Origin of the sequence: Pseudomonas nunensis, assembly GCF_024296925.1 — a bacterium.
GTDB classification, from domain to species: domain Bacteria; phylum Pseudomonadota; class Gammaproteobacteria; order Pseudomonadales; family Pseudomonadaceae; genus Aquipseudomonas; species Aquipseudomonas nunensis.
The window spans coordinates 3,063,818-3,088,200 of record NZ_CP101125.1; the positions used below are offsets into that span (position 1 = coordinate 3,063,818).

Below are 24,383 nucleotides of genomic sequence, written 5' to 3' on the forward strand. Positions count from 1 at the left end.
CACCGCCTTCGCGAGCAAGCCCGCTCCCACAGGGTTCAGTTTGTTAGCTGTCTTCTTCTATATCCAACAACAAATTCTCCAGCGCCTCGCGATACTCACCGGGCTCCTTCCACATCCCCCGCTGCTGCGCCTCAAGCATCCGCTCCGTCATATCGCGCAAGGCATGTGGATTATGCTCGCGGACAAACTCCCGGGTCGCCGGATCCAGCAAGTACGCGTCCGCCAGCAACGCGTACTGGTGATCGTCGATCAACTGCGTGGTCGCATCAAACGCAAACAGGTTATCAACCGTCGCCGCCAGTTCAAACGCACCTTTATAGCCGTGCCGTTTCACGCCGTCGATCCACTTCGGATTCGCCGCCCGGGAACGGATCACCCGGTTCAGCTCTTCCTTCAACGTGCGGATTTTCGGCAAGTCGGGCTGGCTATGGTCGCCGTGATAACTGGCCGCTGCTTCGCCGCTGAGGCTTTCCACGGCAGCCAGCATTCCGCCCTGGAATTGGTAGTAGTCGTTGGAATCGAGCAAGTCATGCTCGCGGTTGTCCTGGTTCTGCAGCACTGCTTGCACCTGGCTCAGGCGCTGGGCGAATTGCTCCTTTGCTGCCGTGCCTTCATCGGAACCGCCATAGGCGTAACCGCCCCAGTTCAGATACACCTCGGCCAGGTCGTCGCGGCTTTGCCACAGGCGACCGTCGATGGTGCCCTGCACGCCCGCGCCATATGCACCGGGCTTGGCCCCGAAAATCCGCCAACCGGCCTGACGCCGCGCTGTTTCTTCATCCATACCGCTCGCCAACAAGGCTTCACGCTCGGCGCGAACCTTGGCGGCCAATGGGTTGAGATCGTCCGGTTCGTCCAGTTCGGCGACGGCTTGTACCGCCGCATCAAACAGACGAATCAGGTTGGCAAACGCATCGCGGAAGAACCCGGACACACGCAAGGTCACGTCCACTCGTGGACGGTCGAGCAAACTGATCGGCAGGATTTCGAAATCATCGACCCGCTGACTGCCGGTGGCCCACACCGGGCGCACGCCCATCAGCGCCATGGCCTGGGCGATGTCGTCGCCGCCGGTGCGCATGGTCGCCGTGCCCCAGACCGAGAGGCCGAGCTGACGCAAGTGGTCGCCATGGTCCTGCAAGTGCCGTTCGAGAATCAGGTTGGCGGACTGGAAACCGATGCGCCATGCGGTGGTGGTCGGCAGGTTGCGCACGTCCACCGAATAGAAATTGCGCCCGGTGGGCAGGACATCGAGGCGACCACGACTGGGTGCGCCGCTCGGGCCGGCCGGGACGAAACGACCGCTGAGGGCGTCGAGCAGGCCATGCATTTCTGCGGGGCCGCAGGCGTCGAGGCGTGGGGCGACGACTTCGCGCAGGTTGTCGAGGATGGCATGCACTTCAACCCAGCCGGGATCCTGTGGGAGCGGGCTTGCTCGCGAATCGGTTGACCATTCAACATCGATGTCGATTGACCCACCGCTTTCGCGAGCAAGCCCGCTCCCACAGGGACCGAGATCGCCTGAAGTTTGCGTGATCAACTGTGCGGCAAACAACTCCAGCCGTTCACGGGTATCCCCCGCCGTGCGCCACGCTTCATCGCTGATCGATTGCAGTTCATCGGGACGCGGCCCAACCCAAGGTTCAGCCAACTCACAATCCAGCGGATCAAACCCTAACGCGAACGCCTTGGCCAACGCCCGCAGCAAACTCGACTGCGCGCCACGCCCATCGCCACGAGGAATCCGCAGCAGCGCCAGCAACGTATCAATGCGCAAGCGCCCGGTCGGCGACTCACCAAAAATATGCAGGCCATCGCGGATTTGCGATTCCTTCAAATCACACAGATACGTGTCCAGGCGCGGCAGCCAGATCGCCGCATCCGCATCGCTGTCGAGTTTTTCGTCGAGTTGCAGTTCGCGATCGATGTGGGTGTCGCGCACCAGTTGCAGGATGTCGCGCTGCAACTCCCGGGCGCGGCGTGGATCGAGCAGTTGGGCTTCGTAATACTCGTCTGCCAACAGCTCAAGGTTGCGCAGCGGGCCGTAGGTTTCGGCGCGGGTCAGCGGCGGCATCAGGTGATCGATGATCACCGCTTGGGTGCGGCGCTTGGCCTGGGCGCCCTCGCCCGGGTCGTTGACGATAAACGGATAGATGTTCGGCAGCGGCCCGAGCAACGCGTCCGGCCAGCAGTTTTCCGACAGCCCGACGCCCTTGCCCGGCAGCCATTCCAGATTGCCGTGCTTACCCACGTGGATCACGCCGTGGGGGCCATAGGTGTTGCGCAGCCAGAAGTAGAACGCCAGGTAGCCGTGAGGCGGCACCAGATCGGGATCGTGATACACCGCGCTCGGATCGATCTGATAACCCCTGGCCGGTTGAATGCCGACGAAGGTCAGGCCGAAGCGCAGCCCCGCAATCATCATGCGTCCGCCACGGAACATCGGATCGTTTTGCGGCGGGCCCCAACGCTCCAGCACCGCTTGGCGATTGGCCTCAGGCAACGCGTCGAACATAAGCAAATAGTCGTCCAGCGCCAGGCTTTGCATGCACGGGCGCTGGTCGAGGGTGTCGAGGTCATTGCTGATGCCGCCGAGCAGTTGCTGGATCAACGCGGTGCCGTTGTCCGGCAACTCGGCCGGCAGCGGATAGCCTTCTTTATACAGCGCACGCAGGATATTCAGCGCCGCAGCCGGGGTGTCGAGGCCGACGCCGTTGCCGATGCGACCATCGCGGGTCGGGTAGTTGGCGAGAATCAGCGCGATGCGTTTTTCGCCATTGGGCACCCGCGCCAGATCGATCCAGCGCCGCGCCAGTTCGGCGACGAAATCCATGCGCTCCGGTTGCGGCCGGTAGCAGACCACGTCGGACTGACTGCGCTCACTGCGCCAAGCCAGATCCTTGAAGCTGATCGGCCGGCTGATGATGCGCCCGTCGAGTTCCGGCAACGCGATGTGCATCGCCAGATCCCGTGGGCCGAGGCCTTGTTCGCTGGCGCGCCAGCCGGGTTCGTTGTCCTGGGCACAAATCGCCTGGATCACCGGGATATTGCGGCGAAACGGTCGCAAGTGCGGCGCTTCGGGGCTGGATTGGGCGAAACCGGTGGTGTTGAGAATCACCGATGCTTCCACTTCATCCAGCAGGTCCTCGACCACCGTCAGGCAGCCGGGCTCTTTCAAACTGGCCAGCGCAATCGGCAACGGGTTCAGCCCGGCCGCTTGCAAACGCTGACAGAAAACATCAATGAAAGCAGTGTTCGCCGCTTGCAAATGCGAGCGGTAAAACAGCACCGCCGCCACCGGTTGATCGGCCTGCCAGTCGGCTTGCCAATCACTCAGTTCAGCTGGGCTTTTTTGCGGATGGTAGATCGCGGTGCGTGGCAGAGTTTGCGGCTCAGCCCAGGCGTAGTCGCGACCCAGCCAGCGATTGGCCAGGCAACGGAAAAAATCCAGGGCATTGCCCATGCCGCCCTGACGCAAAAACTGCCAGAGTCGATCGCGGTCTTCCGCGCCCACGGTACTGAGGTCACTGAGCTCCGGGTCCGGGCGGTCATCGCCGGGCACCAGGATCAGTTGCACGCCGCGTTCAGACAGTTCGACCAGCCGCTCGACACCATAACGCCAATAAGCGATGCCGCCGTGCAGCGAGATCAGGATCACCTTGGCGTGGCGCAGCACTTCATCGACATACAAGTCCACCGACGCATGGTTCTGCACCTGCATCGGGTTGGCCAAGCGCACACTCGGGTAGTCGTCGGGCAATTGCTGCGCGGCTTCGGCGAGCAGCGCCAGGCTGGAATCGCCGCTGCAAAGGATCACCAGTTCGGCGGGGGTTTGTCCAAGGTCGGCAATGTTGTCATCCGACACGAAACCGCCGGGCTGGGTCCTGAGCAGGTGCATGGCTTAAACGCTGAGCGCGGCGCGCAGTTGCGCTTCGAGTTGAGCGGCGTCCAGTTCCTGGCCGATCAGCACCAGACGCGTGGTGCGCGCTTCTTCGGCGCCCCATTGGCGGTCGAAGTGCTTGTCGAAGCGCGTGCCCACGCCCTGGATCAGCAGGCGCATCGGCTTGTTCGGGATCGCCGCGAAACCCTTGACCCGCAGGATGCCGTGCTTGACCACCAGTTGAGTCAGCGCGTCCATCAGCAGGCTTTCGTCAGCTTGTGGCAGCTCGATCGAGATCGAATCGAAGGCGTCGTGATCGTGATCGTCTTCACCTTCGTGGTGATGATCGTGACGGCTGTGGCGGCTGTCGATGTGTTCTTCGGAGCCGGCGCCGAGACCGATCAGCACGTCGAGTGGCACGCGACCGCTGCTGGCTTCGATAACTTTAACGGCTGGCGGTAGTTCTTCGGCGACTTCCAGGCGCACGCGGGCCAGGTCTTCCGGGCTGATCAGGTCGGCCTTGTTGAGGATGACCAGGTCGGCGCTGGCCAGTTGGTCGGCGAACAATTCGTGCAGCGGCGATTCGTGGTCCAGGTTCGGATCGAGTTTGCGCTGGGCGTCGACTTGATCCGGGAACGCGGCGAACGTGCCAGCGGCTACGGCCGGGCTATCGACCACGGTGATGACCGCGTCAACCGTGCAGGCGCTGCGGATTTCCGGCCACTGGAAGGCTTGCACCAGTGGTTTTGGCAGGGCCAGGCCAGAGGTTTCGATGAGGATGTGGTCGAGGTCACCGCGACGCGCAACCAATTCGCGCATCACCGGGAAGAACTCTTCCTGGACCGTGCAGCACAGGCAGCCGTTGGCCAGTTCGTAGACGCGGCCGTTGGCCTCTTCTTCGGTGCAGCCGATGGAGCACTGCTTGAGGATTTCGCCGTCAATGCCCAGCTCGCCGAATTCGTTGACGATCACCGCGATGCGGCGACCCTGGGCGTTGTCGAGCATGTGCCGCAGCAAGGTGGTTTTGCCCGAGCCGAGGAAGCCGGTAACGATAGTGACGGGGAGTTTGGCCAGTGTTTTCATCGGATGCCCTTTGGCAAGGTGGCGGGCATACGGGACGACGACCGCAGCGATAAAGGCGCGGAAAATTTCGCCACCGGATCACCCCGCCCGGTTGTAGTGAGAATTCGTTTCGAGGCAGGTCTCCTGGCTGACGGTGTGCCGGTCGTTGGACTGGCGTTGGCTGCGCCTTCCCGCGAACCCTTTGGAGGGGTTTGCAGTGGCGTGGCAGCGAACATCACCGTTCACAGTTGCGGGGGCAGCCGCGGCATCGACCGCGTTCCCTTCTTAGCTTCGGCAAACGCCGAAGAACCTCGAAAGCGCAAGGCTACGCATGGTGTGGGGGCGGGTCAATGTTCTGCTGAGTTCTGTAGCGACTGTGATGACGCCTTCGCGAGCAAGCCCGCTCCCACATGGGAATGCGGTTACCTGTGGGAGCGGGCTTGCTCGCGAAGGGCGCGACTCGGTTTCCAACTGAGAACCCATGCCAATTGACTCCCCCGCCCCGCCCATGCTCTCCTACACGCCTTGTTACGGGTGCCCTTCACAGGGTGAAACGGGAAACCGGTGAATCATGTGCTTTACTCTAAAGCCATGTCAGTCCGGTGCTGCCCCCGCAACGGTAAGCGAGCGAAGAATCAGATCCACTGTGCCGGCAGTTCGGCATGGGAAGGTGATTCTTGCAGGTTTCGGCGCAAGCCTTGACCCCTCGTGAGCCCGGAGACCGGCCCGCAACACAAAGTGACCAGTACGATCACTGAATAACAAACCCGCGGTGGGCGGGCGCTGTTTGAACCTCTGCGCGCACGCTCGCAGGGGTTTGCATGCGCTCAATTCACCCGCTGACAGACCAGAGGGAAGCGCCATGTCGATCATCAGCAGCACCGACAGCAGTACCAAGAAAGCCACCGCCAGCACCACAACCACCCTGAGCCAACGCCTGACCGCCGCCGTTTGTGCGTCGATCCTTGGCGCGTGCCTGGTGTATTTCGCCGGTTTCTCGCACATCGAAGCGGTGCACAACGCCGCGCACGATACCCGTCACAGCTCCGCGTTCCCGTGCCATTGAGACCTGCCGACATGATCAAGCGTATCGCGCAAACCGCAGGTTTCACCGGGCTGCTGGCCGCCCTGCTGCTGACCCTGCTGCAGAGTTTCTGGGTCGCTCCGCTGATTCTCCAGGCGGAAACCTATGAAAAATCCGAGCCTGCCGCAGTAGTTGCTCACGAGCACGCCGATGGAGCCATGGCCGCACACACCCACGACGCCGAAGCCTGGGAGCCGGAAGACGGCTGGCAGCGCGTGTTGTCCACCACCGGCGGTAATCTGGTGGTCGCCGTCGGTTTCGCACTGATGCTCGCCGGTCTCTACACCCTGCGCGCCCCGACCAAAACTGCTCAGGGCCTGCTCTGGGGCCTGGCCGGTTACGCGACCTTCGTGCTGGCGCCGACCTTGGGCCTGCCGCCTGAATTGCCGGGCACTGCGGCTGCCGATCTGGCACAACGGCAGATCTGGTGGATCGGTACTGCAGCGTCCACCGCTGTCGGCATCGCGCTGATCGTGTTCAGCCGTCACTGGCTGATGAAGATCCTCGGCGTGGCGATTCTGGCGGTTCCGCACGTCATCGGCGCGCCGCAACCGGAAGTCCACTCGATGCTGGCCCCGGAAGCTCTGGAATCGCAGTTCAAAATCGCTTCGCAGTTGACCAACGTAGTGTTCTGGCTGGCCCTGGGCCTGATCAGCGCCTGGTTGTTCCGCCGCAAAAGCGATGGTCAATACCACGCATGACTGAACAAGGCACAGCGCCGACTTTAGTGGTCGGCCTGGGCTGCCAGCGCGGCTGCCCCGCCAGCACATTGCGGGCGCTGCTCGATCAGGCACTGCAGGCGCATCACATCGAACTTCGCCAGATCAAGGCCTTGGCCAGCATCGACCTGAAGCGTGATGAACCGGGCCTGATCGAGTTAGCCGCGCAGCTGGGGCTGCAGGTGATGTATTTCAGCAGTGAGCAATTGGCCGGTTACCAATTGCAACTGAGCCATCAATCGCAGATCGCGTTTGAACGCACCGGCTGCTACGGCGTCGCGGAAAGCGCCGCCCTGGCCCTGGCTGAACACCTGGCCCAGGCACCGGCGAAGCTGCTGATTTCCCGACAAAAATATGCCCAGGCCACCCTCGCATTGGCCAGTGCTGCATAAAATCCCCGATAATCCCTGCCTCGATCATGAGCAATCTTCATCTGAAGCCTTGCCCAGCCCCTTTTTTCCATAGGAACTGACGATGACCGTCTACTTCATTGGCGCAGGTCCCGGCGACCCGGAACTGATCACCGTCAAGGGCCAACGGCTGATTCGCAGCTGCCCGGTGATCATCTACGCCGGCTCCCTGGTGCCGGTCGCGGTGCTCGAAGGCCACCAGGCGCAAACGCTGGTCAACAGCGCCGAGCTGCACCTGGAACAGATCATCGAACTGATCAAGACCGCCCACGGCAACGGTCAGGATGTCGCGCGGGTGCATTCCGGTGATCCGAGTCTGTATGGCGCGATTGGCGAGCAGATTCGCTACCTGCGAGAGCTGGGTATTCCGTTTGAAATCATCCCTGGCGTCACGGCGACAGCGGCTTGTGCGGCGTTGCTGGGAGCGGAGTTGACGTTACCCGATATCTCGCAAAGCGTGATTCTGACTCGCTATGCCGACAAGACCGCGATGCCGGCCGGTGAAGAACTGGGCAGTTTGGCGCAGCACGGGGCGACCATGGCGATTCATCTGGGGGTCAATCATTTGGAGAAGATTCTGGCCGAGTTGCTGCCGCATTACGGCGCGGACTGCCCGATTGCGGTGATTCACCGGGCGACGTGGCCGGATCAGGATTGGGTGGTCGGGACTTTGGCGGATATCGCCGGGAAGGTTGAGGCCAAGGGGTTTCGGCGCACGGCGTTGATTCTGGTGGGTCGGGTGTTGGGAAGCGATCACTTTAGCGAGTCGTCGCTTTACCGCGCGGGGCATGCGCATCTTTACAGGCCCTGAAGCACTTGTGGCGAGGGGGCTTGCCCCCGTCCGGGGGCGAAGCCGTCGCAAAACCTGCATGCAAGGTATGCCTGAAAAATGCAGGGGCCGCTTCGCAGCCCAACGGGGGCAAGCCCCCTCGCCACAGGTAACTGTTCACGTATAAAAAAACGGCACTCACGGGTGCCGTTTTTTTTATGCCGCAGCGAACACCTTAGTAGTAGGCGTTTTCTTTCTGCGTGTGGTCGGTCACATCGCGAACGCCCTTGAGCTCCGGAACGCGCTCGAGCAAGGTGCGCTCGATGCCTTCACGCAAGGTCACGTCTGCCTGGCCGCAGCCCTGGCAACCGCCGCCGAACTTCAGCACGGCAATGCCGTCCTCGACCACATCGATCAGGCTGACCTGACCGCCGTGGCTCGCGAGCCCCGGGTTGATCTCGGTTTGCAGGTAGTAGTTGATGCGCTCGTTGACCGGGCTGTCGGCGTTGACCATCGGGACTTTGGCGTTTGGCGCCTTGATGGTCAGCTGGCCGCCCATGCGGTCGGTGGCGTAGTCGACTACCGCGTCGTCCAGGAAAGCTTCGCTGAACGAATCGATGTACGCGGTGAAGCTTTTGAGCCCCAACGCGGTGTCTTCAGGTTTTTCTTCGCCCGGCTTGCAGTAGGCAATGCAGGTTTCGGCGTACTGGGTGCCAGGCTGGGTGATGAAGACGCGGATGCCGATGCCTGGGGTGTTCTGCTTGGAGAGCAGATCAGCCAGATAATCGTGGGCGGCGTCAGTGATGGTAATAGCGGTCATGGAAACTCCTCGCAGGCTTGGGCGCAGTTTACGCCAATCATCGCGCCGCACAAAGTCCTAGTATTTTTGTCGGGAAAGCGCCAGCGCGGGTTGAGTAACCGTTTCGCCGTCAATCCGTGCTTTAAGCCACCGATAGCTGCGTTTTTCCACCCATTCGTAACTGGCCCAGGACGCCAGACCGATAGTCGCCGCGCAAACGCCGAACATCACGTAGGGATTCACGCCATAGCGCTGTGCGACAAATCCCCCGGCGGACAGCACCAGCACATGCATCAGGTACACCGAGTAGGAACAATTACCCAGCAGCTCGAACACCCGGTTGTTCTCGAAAAAACGCTCCAGCGCGATGCACGCGATTACCAGCACCGCGCTCGGCAAGCCCCAGTTCAGGAAACGCGGCGCCGGCGCCCAGTGATAAATCGCCAGCAACGCGCCGACTATCCCCAGCAATGGCAGCCACAGCCCCGGTTTGATCCAGCCACGCCGGTAAAGCATGCCGACGGCGATCCCCAGCAGAAACTCATAAACGATGTCTGAACGGTAGAACTCGCTGACCCAGCCATAACCGGTCCAGGCCTGGCACACCGCGAACAGCAACGCCGCCACAATCACCAGCCTGAAGTGCAAGCGAAACAGCAGCGCCCAGCCGAACAGCAGGTAAAAGAGCATTTCGTAGTTGAGGGTCCAGCCAACGTTGAGGGTCGGATAAATCCCGTAACCGCCGGGGTTCTCCGTAGGAATAAACAACAGCGACAGCAGGAAATGCGACCAATCGACGGTTTGATCGGGCAATACCGGCCGCGCAAACACCACCACCAGCGCCATCAGCGCGGTGTACAGCCAGTACGCCGGGACGATCCGAAACAGCCGATACAACAGGAATCGCGCGGGCGGCAGGGATTTGCCTTCGGTCGAGAGGAAAATCACCAGGCCGCTGATGACGAAGAAGATGTCGACGCCCACCGCGCCCTTGTCGATAAACGCCTGCCCCACCGGCCCTCGGGCCTGGAAGTCGAAAAAAATCTGCATGAAATGGTGGCAGACCACCGCCCAGGCTGCGATGGCGCGCAGGGCTTGTACTGAAATCAACATCAATCGCCCTCCTGATCGCATCTCCCCTTGTGGGAGCGGGCTTGCTCGCGAAGGCGGCGTGTCAGTCGACATTGTTAGTGCCTGACACACCGCTTTCGCGAGCAAGCCCGCTCCCACAGGGGATTTGCGGTGCCTTACAGATCCGACACCGGCCCGCGATCAAAGGTCGATCAAAGATTCTCGTACCGATTCATGTCCAGCACGCCCTCTTCCACCGGGTCGGTTTCGTGGACGTAGGTACTCAGGTCATGGAAGTAAAACCAGAACTGCGGATGGCTACGCCGAATCCCCCAGCGCTCGACGATTTTCTCGAAGCGATGGGCGTCCTTGGCGTTCTCCATCGCATCTACAAACGCCGGTACCTGCTCGGCAGGAATGTTGAACATGAAGTTCGGATAGCTACTGAGTACCCCTGGGTAAATGGTCAACGTGTCGAGCCCCGGCTGATAACGCAGGGATTCACCGAGCAGGAACGCCACGTTGCTATGGGCACGGTTGCGCAGCAGGCTGTAGATCTCGCGTTTGCCGCTCGCGGTTTCGATGCGCAGCATGGTCGCTTCGGGCAATTGGTCGATGACTTTCAATCCGGCAGCCGGCCTTGAGGTCAGGCGACTCAAGGCCTGTTCGGCATTCTGCAACGCCGGATCAATGTTCGGTCGCGAGCAATAGGCGCCGTCGCAGCGGTTGATCGGGTCGGGCCTGGCATTGAGGTCGCCATAACGGGCCAGCAACTGCATGGCGAAATCCCGTTTCGGGTCTTTTTCGTCGAGTTTCAGCGCAGTTGGCTTGTCGTTGTCGATGGCTTCGTAATCCAGCCACATCTTGAACTTGCCACTGCTCTGGTACCAATCGTCGAGGTAGTCATCGCGGGAATCGGCGGGCATCAGGCGCAGAAAATTTTGCTCGGCACCGTTGCGGATCAGGTCGAAATACAAGCGCGTCTGGGCCTGATGGGAGACGTTGCCGAACACGTCGAAGTTGACCGCCAACTGATAATAAGTGCGCTCCAGAAGCGGGTAATCGAACAACCAGATGGTTTGCGGCACATCACCGATCAGGCCTTTGTTCACCGAAGCACTGTCGAAGTGACGGAAGATCGAGAGCAACGCGTTGTCATTCCCGGCCCACAACGTTGACCAGCTCGGCGCCGGTGCATCGGCATAACTGTCCCGGCGTAGGGCTTCGTATTCATTACGTTTGTCGCGGTAGTTGTGCCACAGGCTCAGGACGCTGCCGACATCGTCGTTCTGCCCCGGCATCGCCAGCAACGGCGTGGCCTGGCCGCGATAGTTCGGGTCGGTGATGTACAGATCGTGTTCCGGGGCCTGGAACAGCGCCCAGAAGTTGTCGCGAATCACGTCGGTGGCGATCTGCCCGCGACACACCGGGCCGCGTATAAAGGTGCGCACGAAGTATTCGGCGTTATCGAGCATGAACTGATAGCGCGCCTGGGCCGGGATCGCTTCGAACGTGGTGAACGGATTGGCCCGGCGTTCCGGGCCGTAGCCCGGCAAGGCGTTGACCTGCCAGTTGCCACTGAAAAACAGGCTTTTGACCCGCGACAGCTTCGCCGCGCTCAGCGGATAGGTGATGTGGGTCTTTTGCACGATCACGCCCTGCACCGGCCACAAGCGGTAATAAACCTGGGTGCCCGGATCGTCGTTTGGCCGGCGCGTATTGATCAGGTCGATTGGCTGGCCGGTCGGCGTGCGCGAGCGCACCCACTGGAAGAAATGCCCCGGTTCGCCATCCTTGAAGTAGATGTGCGCCAAAAACCAGTGTTCAAACAACCAGCGGCCCACAAGGCTGCCGCGCGAACCGTTGGTGTTGAGCAGGTTTTCCCACTGCACCACCTGCAAGGCTTCCTTTGCAGAAGGCACCAGCCCTTGTTCATCAATCGGCGCACCAGAAGCGAGCCAGCGTTGCAACGTCTGGTATTGCTGATCAGTCAGGCCAGTCACCGCCAGCGGCATGCCTTCTTTTGGGTGAGCGCCGGCATAACCTTCGAACTCCGCCGGCATCGCGCACATGTTCTCCCGGTTCAGGCCCAGCACGATGTCTTCGGGCAGCTTGGCGTTGGGCGTCAGCGGGGTTTTGTGGCCGAGTTCGAGCATTCGCGCCATCAGTGCCGCCTGGCTGCCCTGGGCGTCAAGCACCGAATAGAAGTCCTTGTGCTGCCAGGCGAGTTTGCCGAAGGCGTCGTAAAACAGCCGGGTCGGCGCGGCGGCCACGCTGCGCTCACCATCGTAGACCGGCGTCTTGGTCGCGCCACGGGCTGCGCCTTCGCCACTGCCGAGGTTGAGCTGACAGGCGGAGTCGTAGCAGGCATGGCAGGCCACGCACTTTTCGGTGAAGATCGGTTGAATGTCGCGGGTATAGGAAATGGCCGGTTCCTGCGCAACGGCGCCCCAGCTCAGAAACAGCAAAACAATGCTGATGACGCGATACGACATGTCCCTGGTCCCGATCATGAAAAATCGCCGCGATTCTACCGGTCTGCTATCGCCACCAACATGAGCGATATTCATGCAAAACCTTGGCATGCTCTAAAAGCGCACAGGTTTGCTATTATCCCGGCCCTTCGTCATGGTCTTTCCGAGTAGTCCAAATGTCCGATCGCAGTGTTCGCCTTCAAGCTCTCAAGCACGCCCTCAAAGAGCGCATCCTGATTCTCGACGGCGGCATGGGCACGATGATCCAGAGCTACAAGCTCGAAGAACAGGATTACCGTGGCAAACGCTTCGCCGACTGGCCGAGCGACGTCAAGGGCAACAACGACCTGCTGATCCTGACCCGTCCGGACGTGATTGGTGGCATCGAGAAAGCCTACCTGGATGCCGGCGCCGACATTCTGGAAACCAACACCTTCAACGCCACCCGGATTTCCATGGCCGACTACGGCATGGAAGAACTGGCCTACGAATTGAACGTAGAAGGCGCTCGCCTGGCGCGCAAGGTTGCCGATGCGAAAACCCTGGAGAACCCGGACAAGCCGCGCTTCGTCGCCGGCGTGCTCGGCCCGACCAGCCGCACCTGCTCGCTGTCGCCAGACGTGAACAACCCCGGCTACCGCAACGTGACCTTCGATGAACTGGTGGAAAACTACACCGAGGCCACCAAAGGCCTGATCGAAGGCGGTGCCGACCTGATCCTGATCGAAACCATTTTTGACACCTTGAACGCCAAAGCCGCGATCTTCGCCGTGCAAGGGGTGTTCGAGGAATTGGGCGTCGAGTTGCCGATCATGATCTCCGGCACCATCACCGACGCCTCCGGCCGGACCCTGTCGGGCCAGACCACCGAAGCGTTCTGGAACTCCGTGGCCCACGCCAAGCCGATTTCGGTCGGCCTGAACTGCGCCCTCGGCGCCAGCGAGTTGCGTCCGTATCTGGAAGAGCTGTCGAACAAGGCCAGCACCCATGTTTCCGCGCACCCGAACGCCGGCCTGCCGAACGAATTCGGCGAATACGACGAACTGCCGGCGGAAACCGCCAAGGTCATCGAAGAATTCGCCCAGAGCGGTTTCCTCAACATCGTCGGCGGTTGCTGCGGCACCACGCCGGGGCACATCGAAGCCATCGCCAAAGCCGTGGCCGGTTACGCGCCGCGTGAGATTCCAGAGATTCCGAAGGCATGCCGCCTGTCCGGCCTGGAACCGTTCACCATTGATCGCAGCTCGTTGTTCGTCAACGTCGGCGAGCGCACCAACATCACCGGTTCGGCCAAGTTCGCCCGCCTGATCCGCGAAGACAACTACACCGAAGCCCTGGAAGTCGCCTTGCAACAGGTCGAAGCCGGCGCCCAAGTGATCGACATCAACATGGACGAAGGGATGCTCGATTCGAAGAAGGCCATGGTGACCTTCCTCAATCTGATTGCCGGTGAACCGGACATCTCCCGCGTACCGATCATGATCGACTCCTCGAAGTGGGAAGTGATCGAAGCCGGCCTCAAGTGCATCCAGGGCAAGGGCATCGTCAACTCGATCAGCATGAAAGAAGGCGTCGAGCAGTTCATCCATCACGCCAAGCTGTGCAAGCGCTACGGCGCCGCCGTGGTGGTAATGGCGTTCGACGAAGCGGGTCAGGCCGACACCGAAAAGCGCAAGAAAGAAATCTGCAAACGCTCCTACGACATTCTGGTCAACGACGTCGGCTTCCCGCCGGAAGACATCATCTTCGACCCGAACATCTTCGCCATCGCCACCGGCATCGAAGAACACAACAACTACGCTGTGGACTTCATCAACGCCTGTGCCTACATCCGCGACGAGCTGCCGTATGCGCTGACCTCCGGCGGCGTGTCCAACGTGTCGTTCTCGTTCCGGGGCAACAACCCGGTGCGCGAGGCGATTCACTCGGTGTTCCTGTTGTATGCGATCCGCAACGGCCTGACCATGGGCATCGTCAACGCCGGTCAGCTGGAGATCTACGACCAGATCCCGGCCGAACTGCGTGACGCCGTGGAAGACGTGGTGCTCAACCGCACCCCGGAAGGCACCGACGCCCTCCTCGCCATCGCCGACAAGTACAAGGGCGACGGCAGCGTCAAGGAAGCCGAGACCGAAGAATGGCGCGGCTGGCCGGTCAACAAGCGTCTGGAACATGCGCTGGTCAAGGGCATCACCACGCACATTGTTGAAGATACCGAGGAATCCCGTCAGTCGTTCGCCCGACCGATCGAGGTGATCGAAGGCCCGCTGATGTCTGGCATGAACATCGTTGGCGACCTGTTCGGCGCCGGCAAAATGTTCCTGCCGCAGGTGGTGAAATCCGCCCGCGTGATGAAGCAGGCCGTGGCCCACTTGATCCCGTTCATCGAACTGGAAAAAGGCGACAAGCCGGAAGCCAAGGGCAAGATCCTCATGGCCACCGTGAAAGGCGACGTGCACGACATCGGCAAGAACATCGTCGGCGTGGTGCTGGGCTGTAACGGCTACGACATCGTCGACCTCGGCGTGATGGTGCCGGCGGAGAAGATCCTGCAAGTGGCCAAGGAACAGAAGTGCGACATCATCGGCTTGTCCGGTTTGATCACGCCTTCGCTGGATGAAATGGTCCACGTCGCCCGCGAGATGCAGCGCCAGGACTTCCATTTGCCGTTGATGATCGGTGGCGCAACCACCTCGAAAGCGCATACAGCGGTGAAAATCGAGCCGAAATACAGCAACGATGCGGTGATCTACGTCACCGACGCCTCCCGCGCCGTGGGCGTGGCGACGCAGTTGCTGTCCAAGGAATTGAAGCCGGCCTTCATCGAGAAGACCCGCCTGGAATACATCGAAGTCCGCGAGCGCACCGCCAACCGCAGCGCCCGCACTGAGCGCCTGAGCTACCCGGCGTCCATCGCCAAGAAACCGCAGTTTGACTGGAGCACGTATGAGCCAGTGAAGCCGACGTTCACCGGTTCTCGCGTGCTGGATAACATCGATCTGAAGGTGCTGGCCGAATACATCGACTGGACGCCGTTCTTTATCTCCTGGGACCTGGCCGGCAAGTACCCGCGCATCCTCACGGATGAAGTGGTCGGTGAAGCCGCCACCGCGCTGTTCGCTGATGCCCAGGAAATGCTCGCCAAGCTGATCGACGAGAAACTCATCAGCGCGCGTGCGGTGTTCGGTTTCTGGCCGGCCAACCAAGTGCGCGAGGACGACATCGAAGTCTACGGCGATGACGGCAAGCCGATTGCCAAGTTGCATCACTTGCGCCAGCAGATCATCAAGACCGACGGCAAGCCGAACTTCTCCCTCGCCGACTTCGTCGCGCCGAAGGACAGCGAAATCACTGACTACGTGGGTGGCTTCATCACCACCGCCGGGATCGGTGCCGAAGAAGTGGCCAAGGCGTATCAGGACGCGGGCGACGATTACAACTCGATCATGGTCAAGGCCCTGGCCGACCGTCTGGCCGAGGCTTGCGCCGAGTGGCTGCACCAACAGGTGCGTAAAGAGCACTGGGGTTATGCCAAGGACGAGACGCTGGATAACGACGCACTGATCAAAGAGCAATACACCGGCATCCGCCCTGCCCCCGGCTACCCGGCCTGCCCGGACCACACCGAGAAAGGCACGCTGTTCGCCCTGCTCGACCCCGAAGCCAGCGAAATGCAGGCTGGCCGCAGCGGCGTGTTCCTCACCGAACACTACGCGATGTTCCCGGCAGCGGCGGTCAGCGGCTGGTACTTCGCGCATCCGCAAGCGCAATACTTCGCCGTGGGCAAGATCGACAAAGACCAGGTGCAAAGCTACACCTCGCGCAAAGGCCAGGAACTGAGCGTCACCGAACGCTGGCTGGCACCGAACCTGGGTTACGACAACTAAGCCCCTCGGACTGGCCACAGCTCTGTGGCCACCAGAGATTCCCTGTGGGAGCGAGCTTGCTCGCGATGAGGCCATGACAGTCAAAATCAATGCGACTGTCAGGCCGCCATCGCGAGCAAGCTCGCTCCCACAGTGGTTTCTGGGTGTTCACAAATTCTCGGTTCAACCCTGATCCATTGTGGGAGCGGGCTTGCTCGCGAAGGCGGTGTAACAGTCAACGAAGAGGTTGAATGTGCTGGCCTCTTCGCGAGCAAGCCCGCTCCCACAGGGGTTTGGGGGCGTTCATAAATTCCCGGTTCCGCCCGCCCCCGCAGGATTCCTGCGGATTGTCTATGCTTGCCTGACACACAAACATGACGAGGGATTTATGGACGATCCGGTCGACAACAAGCCGCCAACCTTGTGGCAGATGCTGCATAGCGTGGTCGCGGCAGCATTCGGGGTGCAGAGCGGGAAGAATCGCGCTCGCGACTTCACCCACGGCAAGCCGAGTCATTTCGTGATTCTGGGGATTCTGTTCACCGCAGTCTTCGCGCTGTCGCTGTTCGGCATCGTGAAACTGGTGCTGTTGCTGGCAGGGGTTTAGTGCATCAAGGTTTGCAGGTTGAACGGATAGCGATAGGACGTTGGCCGCCCCTTGGCCGACAGGTGCCGGAAGTTCACCCCGAAATCCGGCGCATCGCCCATGGCCAGCATCCGTCTGGCCTGGGTCTTGTCGATCAATTGCAATAACGGCAGCTGCCGGTCACGGCCACCGTACTGGTTCAAGTCCACGCCCTGATCGATATCGTGCAACTCCACCATCGCCCAGCCACCCAGGGTAAAATGCCCGCCCAACAACACGCTCAAGCGTCCATCAATAATCGCCTGCAACGCCGCGGGCGAGGTATTGAAAGCGCTGAACAGCGCATCCACGCCCGGCTTCCTCCCGGTTTCGGCATACGCCTGCATGGCACCGAACGCCATCTCGTCATTGGCTGACCACACCAGCGACACCTGCGGATAACGCCTGAACAGCATCTTCGCCTGCTCATACGCGCGATCACGAGTCCAGCCGCTGTAGACCAGTTGCCGCAAGCGCACTTCCGGGTGCTCGGCCAAGGCGCGCAGCATGCCTTTCTCGCGCAGTTGCGCCGACGGCGTGATCTTCAGGCCGGAAAACGCCAGCAAGTCGATGGATTGGCCAGGGGCCACTGGAGGATGCTGGCGGATCAGTTCCTTGAGCATCAGGTAGCCGCCCTCCTCATCGTTGGGCACCAGACTGCCCAACCGGTCCGGACGCTCACCCAGCAGGCTCAATTGATTGTCGGTCAGGGACGCATTGACCATGAACAGCTTTACGCCGCTGCCCTGGGCCAGGCGCAGGATTTGCGGGGCGACGTATTGTTCGTTGGCGAACACCAGATAGTCCGGGCGATCAGGTCCCTGCAGCGCCGTGCGCGCCTGGGCAATCGTCAGTTCGGGCATGCGCTGGGAATAGAGAATCCGCAAGTCCATGCCCAAGTCCGTGGCCGCTGCCTGCATGAATTGCCCGTAGCTGACCCAGAACGCTTCATGGGTACTGCCCGGACTCAGGAACAGCACCGATGCCGCCTGGGCGCAGGGTCCGAAGACCGAGCCAAGCGTCAGCAACACACCACACAAATACTTCAACATTAATGGTCCGAGCCCCGAAAATTCGCCGCGCATTATGCCAGCGAACGCCCGAAAAACGGGGTTTATTCCGGTTTTTGTCCGACAATCCGTCGGAACCGGGCCCGGACGGGTCGCTATTGGTGACTGACCCAGAAAACGGCGGTTCCTACGACCAGTATGATCAGGAACAAAATCGCCCAAGCGTCAACGGTACTGTCGCTTTTCCTTGCTTTGGTCGGGTTGCTCATTGCATCGCCTCTTGTCGGTTTTATCGGTGATTGCATAAAGACTCGACCACAGTAAAGACGACGATTGCCCTCACCACAAATAGGGGTTTATTAATAACGGTTCTCGTTAGTCGTTTTGGTTCTTTACATATACTCAAACATCACTTTTGCGCATAACTGCAAACTGGTATCTTGCCCCGGCTCCGTAGGGAGTGCGCGGCCGTGCGCGCAGAATTGCCGAGGCAGTATCGGAAACTTCAGCAAGCGAAAAACGCAACTGGAACCGACCGGCCCAAGCCTGAGAACAGGACTTATATGTACGTATACGACGAGTACGATCAGCGGATCATCGAGGACCGCGTCAAGCAGTTCCGTGATCAGACCCGACGCTATCTGGCAGGCGAGCTGAGCGAAGAAGAATTCCGCCCCCTGCGCCTGCAAAATGGCCTTTATATCCAGCGGTTCGCCCCGATGTTGCGGGTGGCGGTGCCTTACGGCCAACTGACTTCGCGCCAGACGCGAATGATGGCCAAGATTGCCCGTGACTACGACAAGGGCTACGCCCACATCAGTACCCGGCAGAACGTGCAGTTCAACTGGCCGGCGCTGGAAGATATTCCAGACATTCTCGCCGAGTTGGCCACCGTGCAGATGCACGCGATCCAGACCAGCGGCAACTGCCTGCGCAACGTCACCACCGACCAGTTCGCCGGTGTCGCTGCCGACGAATTGATCGACCCGCGTCCATGGTGCGAAATCGTCCGTCAGTGGACTACCTTCCACCCGGAATTCGCTTACCTGCCGCGCAAATTCAAGATCGCCATCAACGGTTCGACTTCCGACCGTGCGGCCATCGAAGTCCATGACATTGGCCTTGAGCCAATGCACAACGCCGCTGGCGAACTGGGTTTCCGTGTGCTGGTCGGTGGCGGCCTGGGCCGTACGCCGGTGGTGGGCGCGTTCATCAATGAGTTCCTGCCGTGGCAGGATCTGTTGAGCTACCTCGACGCCATCCTGCGGGTCTACAACCGCTATGGCCGTCGCGACAACAAGTACAAGGCGCGGATCAAGATCCTGGTCAAAGCCTTGACCCCTGAAGTCTTCGCGCAAAAAGTCGATGCGGAAATGGAACACCTTCGCGGTGGCCAGACCACGCTGACCGAAGCCGAAGTGCATCGCGTCGCCAAGCATTTCGTCGACCCGGATTACAAGGCCCTGGACAACCAGACTGCCGAGTTGGCCGACCTCGACAAACAACACCCGGGTTTCGCCCGCTGGCGTACCCGCAATACCCTGGCCCACAAGAAGCCGGGCTATGTGGCGGTGACTCTGTCCCTGAAGCCGACCGGTGTTGCACCGGGCGACATCACCGACAAGCAGCTCGACGCCGTGGCCGACCTGGCCGAGCGTTATAGCTTCGGTCAACTGCGCACCTCCCATGAGCAGAACATCATCCTGGCCGACGTTGAACAGTCCCAACTGTTCGCGATGTGGGGCGAATTGCGCGAGCAAGGTTTCGCCACGCCGAACATCGGCCTGCTGACCGACATCATCTGCTGCCCTGGCGGCGACTTCTGCTCCCTGGCCAACGCCAAGTCGATCCCGATCGCCGAATCGATCCAGCGTCGTTTCGACAACCTGGATTACCTGTTCGACATCGGTGAACTGGACCTGAACATCTCCGGTTGCATGAACGCTTGCGGTCACCACCACGTCGGCCATATCGGCATTCTCGGGGTGGACAAGAAAGGCGAAGAGTTCTACCAGGTGTCCCTGGGTGGCAGCGCCAGCCGTGACGCCAGCCTGGGCAAGATCCTCGGCCCGTCCTTCGCCCAGGAAGCCATGCCTGATGTGATCGAGAAGCTGATCAACGTGTACATCGAACAACGTCACGAAGACGAGCGCTTTATCGACACCTATCAGCGTATTGGTATCGACCTCTTCAAGGAGCGCGTCTATGCAGCGAATCATTAAGAACAACGAAGTCGTCGACGAAACCTGGCACTTGCTGCCCAAGGATTTCAACATCGACGAGATCAGCAACTGCGACGACCTGATCGTGCCGCTGTCGCTGTGGCGCGAACACGGCCGCATGCTCAAGGCCCGCGATGGCGGCCTGGGTGTATGGCTGGACGCCGATGAAGAAGCCGAAGAAATCGGCGAAGACGTGGACAACTTCCAGGTCATCGCCCTGAACTTCCCGGCCTTCACCGATGGCCGCAACTACTCCAACGCCCGTCTGCTGCGTGACCGTTATGGTTTCAAAGGCGAACTGCGGGCGATTGGCGATGTGCTGCGCGACCAGTTGTTCTACCTGCGCCGTTGCGGGTTCGATGCCTTTGCGATTCGCGCCGACAAAGATCCGTACGAAGCCCTTGAAGGTCTCAAGGACTTCTCGGTGACGTATCAGGCCGCCACCGACGAACCGCTGCCGCTGTTCCGTCGCCGCTGATGGCTAAAAGGCCTTGGGCCCTGGCATTGCGCCGGGGCCCGAGGTTTTTTTTCGCCTTCCAGAAAGTCCGTGCTATTGCCCAGATGCACGATAAGTCGTGATGCTTTCTTCGAGCCCGGCCAGCCCCGCAAACGGGTTGTTGGAGTTGATCGCCGGCCACTGCACTTCACGGAACAGATGCTGGCAAAGCGAAGGTGACGCCTCCAGCGTGTCGATCAAGTGCCAGACCCGTTGTTGCAACGGCGCATAGTCCACCATGAAATCCGCCGTGCGCCGCAGCACCGCCAGGGTTTCAAACAGCCGCTCGCTCCCCGCCTCCGCCACCAGTCCCTGCCAGCGCTGAACCTGCAACGCGACCTGCTCCGGCGCAAGCCCCACCAGCCAGGCATCGGGCTGCAGGACGTCGCCGCTGGGCAAGCCCATCCACACGTTGATACCGGTTTGCTGGCGGTGGGTCACGACCCAGCGCAGGGTGTCCTCATCCGATAACGGGTTGCCCGCCAACAGTAGATTCTCTGCGTTCACCGACTGTTTCCTGACCGTTGGCGGAATCCGCGTAATCAGGTTGTCGCGCAACTCCAGACGCTGCAGATACGGGTGATCGAGCACGCCCACCGGGCAAGTCCGGATGCCCGTAGCGCGCAGGTACAAGCGGCGCAAGGCCGGCATCTGCAACACCACCGGCGGCACACCCAGCGGATTGTCACTGAGGTCGAGGGTTTCGAGACGGGTCAATTCGCCGAGCTTGCCGGCGGTTTGCTCAGTCAGCACCAAACCCGTCTCCTGAAGATTCAGGTAAGTGAGCTGCGTCAGTTGGCTGATGGCGTCAGGCAGGTTGGCGTGCGCCCCACCGCCCGGAATGACGACACGCAGGTCGGTCCCTCCCAGGTCCAGCGTACGCAAATTGGGCAGGCACTCCAGGAAACCTGACAGGCTTGCGGGCTGGGACAAGGCGAAATTCGCGGCCGACAGCGCCACGACGTCCGGCAACTTGACGTTCATGGCTGGCAAGCAGTGCAGCTGTTCGAAGTCGAGATCCAGCCGAAAGCCCACGAACTGCCCCTCGAAATACACGCGACTGCCGGTATTGCCGCGTCGCTGCCACAAGGCTTGCAGTTCGTTCGAAAGCTCGATTCGGGTGCGGCGTTCGTACTCGATAGCATCGTTTATGCGCCCGTCATTTTCCTCTTCGATCTCTTCTAGACTCAGCCCTTCGGCGTCCTCCTCGCCCGCTTCGAGCAAATCGATGTCCATATCTTCGGCATCGATTTCGACCCGTTCGATCCAGTCCGCCAGGTCGATACGCAATTGCTGCAACTGATCAGTGAGGCTGGCCAGCCGGGCCTGGACGCTGAGACCTGCGTCGTCAATCCATGCGTCAACCTCTTGCGCGGACATTTGCGGGTAAATTTCCCGGAGCTGCCACTTCACCAGATTCCTCGACAGCGCCTCACCTTGCGCGGTCGCCGGGTAGCCACCACCGCGCAAGCCCATGTTGTCGAATGGCATCCCGACGTCCATTCGGCGCAGCCCCACTTCCAGTTCCGTACGGAGCAGCGCGGCCTCCCTGAGTTTGATCGTCAAGTCCTGCACGGCGTTTTCCGGACGCAAGCCCAAGGCCGAACGCTGCTCAGGCGTCAGCGCTTCGAGTAATGCGCTCGGAAAGTCCAGCGTCTTGCCGGTGACCGGCGGGTTGGCCTGATAGCGCGATCCTTGCTTGATCAATTGCCGATAGTGACCGCCGCTGCGAGGACCGATGCTGTCCAGCACCCGAGGATTCGCCGACGCGCCGTCGAGGATTTCGATGCGGGTCAGCGGCGACCAGCCCGGCAACCGTCGCAGGGAATGCAACGCCAGCACATCGCTGTCGGCGTGCTCCACTGATCGCAGGTACAAACCTTCGTAGGCACGAGTCAGTCGGACATTCAACGCGTATTGCTGCGCCTTGGCGCTCAATTCACTGAGTACACGTTTGGCGTCGGCCGGGGTATGAACCACCTCGATGTCCACGCCCGCGCGGTCCAGCATCTGTTCGATGGCGTTTTTCGGCAACCCGGGATAATGCTGCTGGAACAGCTTCACCCAAGCATGCTCCGAGTGCTGCAGCACGGCGTAGCGTTGCGTGAATAGCTCGGCTGCGTTTGATTCCTGGCGCACCTCCTGGTCAATCCGGAACCGCGCGAGGGTGTCCGCCAGGATCGGCGTCGGTGGACGGCGACCCGCCTGCATCAGAGACAGCAAGTCATTGTCGATATCGCAGACATGTGCAATCTGGCCCAATACTTCATCGCTGAAGGAGGCTGTTTCAGGCCCCAGACCGCGTAGCAGGCGCAGGCGTTCGTTGACGGCGGCGCCTTCGCTGACGATTGCCGGCGCGGGTGCCTCGATCACCTCAGGCTCCCGGACCGTCGCCGCCACTACGTGTTCTTCGGTCTTGAGCGCCACGCCGCCCATCGCGACCGGCAAGGCATTGAGCAAACCGAATACCGTGCGAGTGACCCCGGCCGAGCGTTCATCCGGCGTCTGGCCATCTACCGCTTGCGCCAGCCCATAACCGGCATCGATCAGCCCGGCCAGTGCCAGCAAGCCCTCGGCGCCGGGTACGAACAAGGCCAACGGGCCAAACTTCTCGATCCATTGCGCCACCGGCTCGACCACTGCGCTCAGGTTGTCGCGATTGACCTGGGCATCGTCACGAATGCTTTCGATGCTGGCCTCGGCCGCTTGCTTCATGACCCGCACCCACTGGGCAAATGGATCGGTTGCCGCCCCAGGCACTTGCAGATCAATGTAATCACCCGCCGGCCAGTAACCATCGTTGTTGAAGAATCCATGTCCCTTTTTCAACTGATGCTGGCGAGGGTATGTGGCCATGCCTGCAAGGGCCGTCAGCACACCGGCGTGAAAGGTGCCGTCCTCGCGGTCGTCTTCGGCAAAATGCGCCGCCAGCGCGTGGCGCTTGGTGGCATCGCGACCGCTATCGACCAGCCATGTGCGCAAGGCATGCAGATTTGCAAACTCATGGAACGGTGAAGAGTTTCCCGGCACGTACAGCACAACGCGGCCACTGGCCTTGTCCTTGAAACTCCAGATATCGCTGGAGGTGTAGCGATAGATCATCAGGCGTGCTGCCTCAACCGACGACGGAATCGGCGCCTGCACTTGCAGTTGCTCGACCGTCAGTTGCGCCCAGGTTTGTCGAGGATCAAGTCCGGCGGCGCGCAGCGCCAGGCTCAACCCGGCCTCGCTCAAGCTGTTTTCCTGGCGTTGCAGCCAGGCCGCCATGACAAACGCCGTTTTGACCCCGGTGCGTAACGGATAGGCCGCCGACGCCAGAATCGTCTCGTCGCCGGGCCAGGCATCACGCACATACGCGGCATACAGGTCCTTGAACTCAAGCTCCCATACCCATCGTTTGAACTCCGCCGGTTGCAAGGCCAGTTGTGTGTCCGGGCCGTAGCGCTGTGGTGTGCTTTTCCGGTAGAGGCCTTCGTAATCGCGAAAGCCGCCGCCGGGGTTGATCGACTCGTCGATCTCGACGATCCGCACCTGCGGACCCACTGCCGGCGGCGTGTACAGACCAAAAGCGGTCTCGCCAAAACGGCCAGCGCCCACCGTCTGATAGTTGTTCAGCAGGACCTGAACCAGACTTTGCGAAGTCCGGACCTTGCCCAAATGAACATTGCCGATGGCCGGGTAACCGTAGAAATCGTAATTGAGGTCCACCAGCAGCGCGCTCAAGGGCGCTTCGCCCCAGCGCTGGCGGATCAGTTTCGCCGCGTATTGGGCGGCGGTCATTGGCAAGACCGCGTCCAGCCCGAGATGGGAGAGCACCTCGGTAGCCTTGCCTGAATGTTTGAATGCGTTCATGTGCAATCCTTGCAGTGATCGGGTTCCGTGTTTTGTCTGCGCCG

15 protein-coding genes and 2 riboswitches are annotated in these 24,383 nt (G+C 60.9%); of the genes, 8 read left to right on the forward strand and 7 right to left on the reverse strand.

Annotation, left to right across the window (positions count from 1 at the left end; all coding sequences use genetic code 11):
- Positions 1-43 precede the first annotated feature (43 nt).
- Entirely contained in the window at positions 44-3,898 is a 3,855-nt protein-coding gene (gene cobN, locus NK667_RS13100) for a cobaltochelatase subunit CobN (RefSeq protein WP_054615019.1), read from the reverse strand.
- Positions 3,899-3,901: 3 nt separating this feature from the next.
- Complete coding sequence (cobW, locus tag NK667_RS13105) at positions 3,902-4,963, reverse strand: cobalamin biosynthesis protein CobW (RefSeq protein WP_054615020.1); 1,062 nt, start codon at positions 4,961-4,963, stop codon at positions 3,902-3,904.
- A gap of 96 nt (positions 4,964-5,059) precedes the next feature.
- Positions 5,060-5,271, reverse strand: a riboswitch (cobalamin riboswitch).
- A gap of 186 nt (positions 5,272-5,457) precedes the next feature.
- Positions 5,458-5,686, forward strand: a riboswitch (cobalamin riboswitch).
- A 118-nt stretch (positions 5,687-5,804) separates the two neighbouring features.
- On the opposite strand from cobW, the gene NK667_RS13110 reads away from it, so the two are divergent.
- The 4 genes from NK667_RS13110 (at position 5,805) to cobM (ending at position 7,966) form a co-directional block, all read left to right on the forward strand.
- A complete protein-coding gene (locus NK667_RS13110; RefSeq protein WP_054050945.1) occupies positions 5,805-6,008 on the forward strand; it encodes a CbtB domain-containing protein in 204 nt (67 codons plus the stop codon).
- An 11-nt stretch (positions 6,009-6,019) separates the two neighbouring features.
- Positions 6,020-6,727, forward strand: coding sequence for a CbtA family protein (locus NK667_RS13115; RefSeq protein ID WP_054050947.1), 708 nt, complete (start codon positions 6,020-6,022; stop codon positions 6,725-6,727).
- A complete protein-coding gene (locus NK667_RS13120) occupies positions 6,724-7,137 on the forward strand; it encodes a cobalamin biosynthesis protein (RefSeq protein ID WP_054615021.1) in 414 nt (137 codons plus the stop codon). Before NK667_RS13115 ends, NK667_RS13120 begins: the two co-directional genes overlap by 4 nt.
- A gap of 82 nt (positions 7,138-7,219) precedes the next feature.
- Positions 7,220-7,966: a precorrin-4 C(11)-methyltransferase gene (gene cobM, locus NK667_RS13125; protein ID WP_054615022.1), complete on the forward strand. Its 747-nt coding sequence runs from the start codon at positions 7,220-7,222 to the stop codon at positions 7,964-7,966.
- A gap of 193 nt (positions 7,967-8,159) precedes the next feature.
- Here cobM and nfuA read toward each other — a convergent pair whose 3' ends face one another.
- The 3 genes from nfuA to NK667_RS13140 form a co-directional block, all read right to left on the reverse strand.
- Entirely contained in the window at positions 8,160-8,744 is a 585-nt protein-coding gene (nfuA, locus tag NK667_RS13130; protein ID WP_054050953.1) for a Fe-S biogenesis protein NfuA, read from the reverse strand.
- 57 nt (positions 8,745-8,801) lie between these two features.
- A complete protein-coding gene (locus tag NK667_RS13135) occupies positions 8,802-9,836 on the reverse strand; it encodes an acyltransferase family protein (RefSeq protein WP_054615023.1) in 1,035 nt (344 codons plus the stop codon).
- Positions 9,837-10,006: 170 nt separating this feature from the next.
- A complete protein-coding gene (locus tag NK667_RS13140; RefSeq protein WP_054615024.1) occupies positions 10,007-12,289 on the reverse strand; it encodes a fatty acid cis/trans isomerase in 2,283 nt (760 codons plus the stop codon).
- A gap of 155 nt (positions 12,290-12,444) precedes the next feature.
- Between NK667_RS13140 and metH the strand changes: the two genes are divergently transcribed.
- On the forward strand, positions 12,445-16,155 hold the full coding sequence (metH, locus tag NK667_RS13145; RefSeq protein ID WP_054615025.1) for a methionine synthase: 3,711 nt from the start codon (positions 12,445-12,447) through the stop codon (positions 16,153-16,155).
- A 367-nt stretch (positions 16,156-16,522) separates the two neighbouring features.
- A complete protein-coding gene (locus tag NK667_RS13150; RefSeq protein WP_054055132.1) occupies positions 16,523-16,741 on the forward strand; it encodes a DUF2970 domain-containing protein in 219 nt (72 codons plus the stop codon).
- Here the strand turns inward: NK667_RS13150 and NK667_RS13155 are convergent.
- Positions 16,738-17,811 carry an ABC transporter substrate-binding protein gene (locus NK667_RS13155; protein WP_054615026.1) on the reverse strand — a complete coding sequence of 358 codons (1,074 nt, stop codon included), beginning with the start codon at positions 17,809-17,811 and terminating at the stop codon, positions 16,738-16,740. The genes NK667_RS13150 and NK667_RS13155 overlap by 4 nt on opposite strands.
- Positions 17,812-18,332: 521 nt before the next feature.
- Here NK667_RS13155 and NK667_RS13160 point away from each other — a divergent pair.
- Both NK667_RS13160 and NK667_RS13165 read left to right on the forward strand, forming a co-directional pair.
- Complete coding sequence (locus NK667_RS13160; protein ID WP_054615027.1) at positions 18,333-19,991, forward strand: nitrite/sulfite reductase; 1,659 nt, start codon at positions 18,333-18,335, stop codon at positions 19,989-19,991.
- Positions 19,975-20,469, forward strand: coding sequence for a DUF934 domain-containing protein (locus NK667_RS13165; protein WP_054055126.1), 495 nt, complete (start codon positions 19,975-19,977; stop codon positions 20,467-20,469). The genes NK667_RS13160 and NK667_RS13165 overlap by 17 nt, the downstream gene beginning before the upstream one ends.
- A 72-nt stretch (positions 20,470-20,541) precedes the next feature.
- On the opposite strand, the gene NK667_RS13170 is transcribed toward NK667_RS13165, so the two are convergent.
- The gene (locus tag NK667_RS13170; RefSeq protein WP_054615028.1) at positions 20,542-24,339 is read right to left on the reverse strand and encodes a dermonecrotic toxin domain-containing protein; all 3,798 of its coding nucleotides are present in this window, start codon (positions 24,337-24,339) and stop codon (positions 20,542-20,544) included.
- Positions 24,340-24,383 lie beyond the last annotated feature (44 nt).

Coding starts and splice junctions, on each gene's coding strand:
- NK667_RS13140 (WP_054615024.1), bottom strand. CDS start 12,289: ATGTCGTATCGCGTCATCAGCATTGTTTTGCTGTTTCTGAGCTGGGGC.
- NK667_RS13115 (WP_054050947.1), top strand. CDS start 6,020: ATGATCAAGCGTATCGCGCAAACCGCAGGTTTCACCGGGCTGCTGGCC.
- cobW (WP_054615020.1), bottom strand. CDS start 4,963: ATGAAAACACTGGCCAAACTCCCCGTCACTATCGTTACCGGCTTCCTC.
- NK667_RS13165 (WP_054055126.1), top strand. CDS start 19,975: ATGCAGCGAATCATTAAGAACAACGAAGTCGTCGACGAAACCTGGCAC.
- NK667_RS13160 (WP_054615027.1), top strand. CDS start 18,333: ATGTACGTATACGACGAGTACGATCAGCGGATCATCGAGGACCGCGTC.
- NK667_RS13170 (WP_054615028.1), bottom strand. CDS start 24,339: ATGAACGCATTCAAACATTCAGGCAAGGCTACCGAGGTGCTCTCCCAT.
- cobN (WP_054615019.1), bottom strand. CDS start 3,898: ATGCACCTGCTCAGGACCCAGCCCGGCGGTTTCGTGTCGGATGACAAC.
- NK667_RS13150 (WP_054055132.1), top strand. CDS start 16,523: ATGGACGATCCGGTCGACAACAAGCCGCCAACCTTGTGGCAGATGCTG.
- NK667_RS13135 (WP_054615023.1), bottom strand. CDS start 9,836: ATGTTGATTTCAGTACAAGCCCTGCGCGCCATCGCAGCCTGGGCGGTG.
- NK667_RS13120 (WP_054615021.1), top strand. CDS start 6,724: ATGACTGAACAAGGCACAGCGCCGACTTTAGTGGTCGGCCTGGGCTGC.
- cobM (WP_054615022.1), top strand. CDS start 7,220: ATGACCGTCTACTTCATTGGCGCAGGTCCCGGCGACCCGGAACTGATC.
- NK667_RS13155 (WP_054615026.1), bottom strand. CDS start 17,811: ATGTTGAAGTATTTGTGTGGTGTGTTGCTGACGCTTGGCTCGGTCTTC.
- NK667_RS13110 (WP_054050945.1), top strand. CDS start 5,805: ATGTCGATCATCAGCAGCACCGACAGCAGTACCAAGAAAGCCACCGCC.
- metH (WP_054615025.1), top strand. CDS start 12,445: ATGTCCGATCGCAGTGTTCGCCTTCAAGCTCTCAAGCACGCCCTCAAA.
- nfuA (WP_054050953.1), bottom strand. CDS start 8,744: ATGACCGCTATTACCATCACTGACGCCGCCCACGATTATCTGGCTGAT.